This is a genomic window from Gilliamella sp. N-G2, assembly GCF_002142215.1.
Lineage (GTDB): Bacteria > Pseudomonadota > Gammaproteobacteria > Enterobacterales > Orbaceae > Gilliamella.
This window is the reverse complement of the sequence record NZ_NAST01000049.1, coordinates 1-5,045: the sequence shown is the minus strand read 5'-3', so window position 1 is coordinate 5,045 and position 5,045 is coordinate 1. Positions and strand designations below refer to the sequence as shown.

Annotated in this window: 5 protein-coding genes; 1 reads left to right on the top strand and 4 read right to left on the bottom strand. The window is 34.7% G+C overall.

Annotated features, from left to right (window positions below):
- Positions 1-366: 366 nt before the first annotated feature.
- The gene (locus B6C99_RS12680) at positions 367-912 is read left to right on the top strand and encodes an NADAR family protein (RefSeq protein WP_086360159.1); all 546 of its coding nucleotides are present in this window, start codon (positions 367-369) and stop codon (positions 910-912) included.
- A gap of 69 nt (positions 913-981) precedes the next feature.
- On the opposite strand, the gene B6C99_RS12675 is transcribed toward B6C99_RS12680, so the two are convergent.
- The 4 genes from B6C99_RS12675 to B6C99_RS12660 form a co-directional block, all read right to left on the bottom strand.
- Positions 982-1,776: an ABC transporter ATP-binding protein gene (locus tag B6C99_RS12675; RefSeq protein ID WP_086360158.1), complete on the bottom strand. Its 795-nt coding sequence runs from the start codon at positions 1,774-1,776 to the stop codon at positions 982-984.
- Positions 1,777-1,778: 2 nt separating this feature from the next.
- Positions 1,779-2,723 (bottom strand): ABC transporter permease, encoded by a 945-nt coding sequence (locus B6C99_RS12670; RefSeq protein ID WP_086360157.1) that lies wholly within the window; start codon positions 2,721-2,723, stop codon positions 1,779-1,781.
- 62 nt (positions 2,724-2,785) lie between these two features.
- Positions 2,786-3,763: an ABC transporter substrate-binding protein gene (locus B6C99_RS12665; protein WP_086360156.1), complete on the bottom strand. Its 978-nt coding sequence runs from the start codon at positions 3,761-3,763 to the stop codon at positions 2,786-2,788.
- A gap of 248 nt (positions 3,764-4,011) precedes the next feature.
- A complete protein-coding gene (locus tag B6C99_RS12660; protein ID WP_086360155.1) occupies positions 4,012-4,974 on the bottom strand; it encodes an ABC transporter substrate-binding protein in 963 nt (320 codons plus the stop codon).
- Positions 4,975-5,045 lie beyond the last annotated feature (71 nt).

The following is a 5,045-nucleotide window of genomic DNA, read 5'->3' as shown; positions in this document are numbered from 1 at the left end:
CAGAAGTGAAACGCCGTAGTGCCGATGGTAGTGTGGGTATTACCCATGTGAGAGTAGGGTGCCGCCAGACTTTTAAATATACGAGCCCAGCAGCGATGCTGGGCTTTTTTGCATTTTAGGATTAATAATACTATTGTAGATAGCCAAATAATTTCTATACAACGCCTTATCACAAAAATATAACGTTATATTTCTTTTATATATCATACATAATCTTAAATACTTCTTATCGGCATCATTATTTTTGTTATATGAATGGTACACAGTTCTTTTCTATTAAAAACAAAAATATTTTTTTACTAATACAATATTGGTATTTGATGGAAATACATATAACATATTCATCAGTGATGATAAGGAATTTATATGGATTTATTGCAATTACGCCAACAATATAGAAGTGGTAAACGGTATAAATATATATACTTTTGGGGACATGTAGAAAAGCAACCTTCTATCATAACAAAGAGTTGTTTTAGCCAATGGTATCCAAGTCGTTTTGAAGTTGATAATATTTACTATCCAACTGCAGAACATTATATGATGGCTGAGAAAGCAAGATTATTCGGTGATGAGCAAATATTATCAAAAATACTTACTGCTAATTCTCCTGGATTAGCAAAGGCATTAGGGCGTCAAGTAAAAGGATTCATACCGGATATTTGGGATGAACACTGCTTTAATATTGTCATAAATGGTAATTATGCTAAGTTTTCACAGAATCCAAAGTTGACGCATTTTATATTATCAACCAAACAAAGAATATTAGTAGAAGCAAGTCCGGTTGATAAAATATGGGGGATAGGATTGTCTCAGGATGATCCTAATATTGATAATCCGCTAATGTGGCGTGGAAAAAATTTGCTTGGATTTGCTTTAATGAATGTTCGCCAACAATTACAAGAAAAATAATGAATTATTTAAACGAATCTTGTTGGATAAGAAGCAATATTCAGCTATTAAATATTGCTTCTTGATTTATTAACCTAATAATAAGGCATCGTCAGTTACTTTTTCACCACGAGTTTTTTCAAACATATCTAATAAATCTGTGACTGTTAGCTTATCTCGTTGTTCTCCTGACACATCAAGTACTACTTGTCCTTGATGTAGCATCACTGTTCTTGTGCCATATTCTAATGCTTGTTTCATTGAATGAGTCACCATCATAGTGGTTAATTGGTTTTTCTGAACAATTTCATTAGTCAGATCCAAAACAAATTGTGCTGTTTTGGGATCGAGAGCTGCGGTATGTTCATCAAGTAATAATATCTTGGATGGTTGTAATGTTGACATGAGTAGGCTAACTGCTTGTCTTTGTCCACCAGAAAGCAAGCCCATCATATCTGATAGTCTATTTTCTAAACCTAAATTTAACGTTGCTAGTTTCTCTTTAAATAGAGCACGCAGTCTACGATTTAAAGCTGGTCGTAAAGTAAAATTATTACCACGGTTGTAAGCGATAGCTAAATTTTCTTCTATGGTTAGGTTTTCACAAGTTCCGACCATTGGATCTTGGAATACTCGTGCCACCATTCCAGCTCTTTTCCAAGCTGGCCAGCGTGTCACACTTTTATTATTTATGATAATATGGCCAGAATCAACAATCAGATCACCACTAATGACATTAAGCAATGAACTTTTTCCTGCACCATTACTACCAATAATAGTAACAAATTCCCCTTTTTTGATATCGAGATTCAAACCACGTAATACATGATTTTCAATTGGCGTTCCTTTATTAAACGTCAATTGTAATTGTCCTACTTTAATCATGCTTACTTACCTCTTTTTTTAGAATATTTTTTTAGTTGTTTTGGTAATACTAATGCCAATACAACCAATATTGCTGTAATGAGATTTAGGTCTTCAGTACCTACACCAATTTCTTGTAAGAATTCATTACTGAGTGCGAAAGCGATAAATAATCGATATAAGATTGCGCCAAAAATAACTGCAATCATAACTGCCCAGATGCGTTTTGTTGGGAATATACTTTCACCAATAATAATTGAAGCAAGACCGATAACAATGGTACCAACTCCAATAGTGATATCGGCACCACCTTGTGTTTGCACGAATAATGAACCACCTAGAGCGATTAATCCGTTTGATATTGCCATCCCTAAAATAGTGATCGCACCCGTTGGAATGCCTTGAGATTTTGCCATTCGTTGATTAGTACCGGTTGCTCTTAGTGCTAATCCAACTTGAGTATTTAGAAATAGATTAAGTAGCAGCCAAAAAACTATAACAAACGCTAAAATCATCAAAGGTTGTACTAGATATTGATTGCTGTAATCTTCAGCCATAAATGGTGAAAAAATAGTTTTTGCATCTAGTAAAGATAGATTAGGGGATCCTGCTATTCTTGGGGTTTCGCCCATAATATATGGCCCTATCCCTAAAATTCTTAAATTAATAGAATACAGACCTATCATTACAATAATACTGGATAGTAATTGCAATATATTAAGTTTAACATAGAGTAGTCCAGTCATTGCACCTGCAATACAACCAGCAAACATACCTAAAAATGTTGCTACCCATGGATCAATGCCAACGTACATACATAATCCACATATTGCACCACCAAGTGGAAAACTTGCATCAGCTGTTAGATCGGGGAAATCAAGTAATCTAAATGAGATAAACACACCTAAACTAACTAATGCGTAAATAAGTCCTATTCCAATTGAGCCTAATAAAAATTCAAATGACATGAAAAAATCCACTAAAAAAGTAACCGCCAAATTTGGCGGTTTAGTTATTAAAACGGTTTAAATTATTTTTCGACAACTTTTGCCGCTGATTTTAATACTTCTTCCGATAGCGTTACACCTTGACGTTCAGCCGCTTTCTTATTAATTGTTAATTGTGTGATATTGCCAACTTGTGGTGCAATATCACCTGGTTTTTCACCGTTAAGAATTCGAATAACAATTTTACCAGCTTGACGGCCAAGATCATAATAACTCATTCCTAAAGCGGCAATCGCTCCTCGTTCAGCTGAATCAGGATCAGATGCTACTAGTGGAATTTTGTTTTCATTGGCAACTTTAGCTAAAGCTTCATAGGCCGAAACGACGTTATTATCGGTTGTTGTATAGATCAGATCAACTTTTCCTTTTAAACTTCTTGCTGCAGTTGAAATGTCGGAGGTTCGTTGTGCTGGTGCAGCAATGATTTTCATGCCACGTTTTTCAAGTGCAACTTGTAATTCTTTAAGTACAATTGTTGAATTAACTTCACTAGGACTGTAAACATAACCGATATTTTTTGCATCTGGTTTGATTTTTAACATCATATCGATTTGTGATTCTAATGATAAAGCATCGGAAACCCCGGTTACATTTGTTTTAGATGCTTCCCAACTTGGCGTCAATTTAGCTGCAACCGGATCCGTTACTGCAGTAAAAACGATAGGGATTAATTTAGTTGTAGCAACTAACGCTTGTGTACTTGGTGTAGCAATCCCTACGATAGCATCTGGTTTATTGGCAACAAACTGTTTAGCGATTTGGGCTGCATTAGCGCTACTACCTTGGGCACTAGCAAATTGCAATTTTAGGTTTTCACCTGCAATATAGCCATTATCTTTTAACTCATCTTCAACACCTTTACGGACATTATCTAAGGCAGGATGTTCGACAATAGCGGTGATAGCAACAAATTTTTGTTCGGTTTTATTATCTGCAGATGAATAAAATGTTACTGCGGATAAACTGAGTAACATAAAAAGTTTGATTATTAAATTTCGCATTTGCTACTCCTGTAATATTTATTTTACATTCAATCTAAATATTTGCTTACTATAAAGCAAAATAGGACAATTTTCTATAGTTAAAAGAAAGTATATGTGTAAATTATTTGTTACAGTTTGTGTTGTTTTTGTCGAAATAAATGCGTTATTTACCAATAAACTATAGTAATAATTTTTGAGGAGAGGGGGTTTTATAATCTTGCTCATTTCAATGAGCAAGGGATTTGATGATTATTTAAGATAAGGATTTATTTTTGACCGATAACTTTATAGGCTGATTTGATAACATCTGCTGATAAATCAATTCCTTGCTTCTTAGCTGCATCAATATTGACTACCAAACGTAATGCTTGACCTATTTCTGGCGTAATATTTCCTGATGCTTCACCATTTAAAACTCTTACCACAAGTTTGCCTGATTGGCGGCCAACATCGTAATAACTCATACCATAAGCGGCAACTGCACCACGTTCAATTGCATCGGGGAATGATGCTAACAGAGGTATTTTATTTTCGTTGGCAAATTTAACTAGTGATTCATAAGCCGAAACAACATTGTTATCTGTTGTCGTATAAATAAGATCAACTTTTCCTTTAAGTGTATTGGCCGCAGTTGAGATATCTGCAGTACGTTGAGCAGGTACCGCTATTAATGATATATTTTGTTGGCTAAGTTGCTGTTGTAGGTTTTTTAGCACTACAGTTGAGTTAATTTCACTAGGACTATAAATATAACCTACAGCTTTTACATTAGGTACAATTTTCTTCATAAACTCAATTTGAGGGCCTATTTCTTGATAATCTGAAACACCTGTAACATTATTATGTGTTGGTTCCCAGTTTTTGATTAATTTAGCTGCAATTGGATCGGTAATTCCAGCAAAGACGACTGGGATTTGTTTGGTCGCGGCAACCGTTGCTTGGGCACTTGGTGTAGCGATAGCGACGATAACATCAGGTTTAGCTGCGACAAATTGGCGTGCAATTTGTGCGGCTGTAGCACTGCTACCTTGGGCACTTCGATATTGTACCTGCAAGTTTTCATTCAATTTAAAACCACTTGCGATTAACTCATCTTTTACCCCATCACGGATTTGATCTAATGAAGGATGTTCAACAATTGCTGTTATCGCAACATTTTTTATGGTATCAGCTAAACAGGAAAATGATGTAATTACTAACATCACTATCAATAATAAATAACGTTTCATTATCAAGAACTCATAAACTAGTACAGTGATATTATTCTAGTCTTAATAATTTAAAATGTTAAGTAATATTT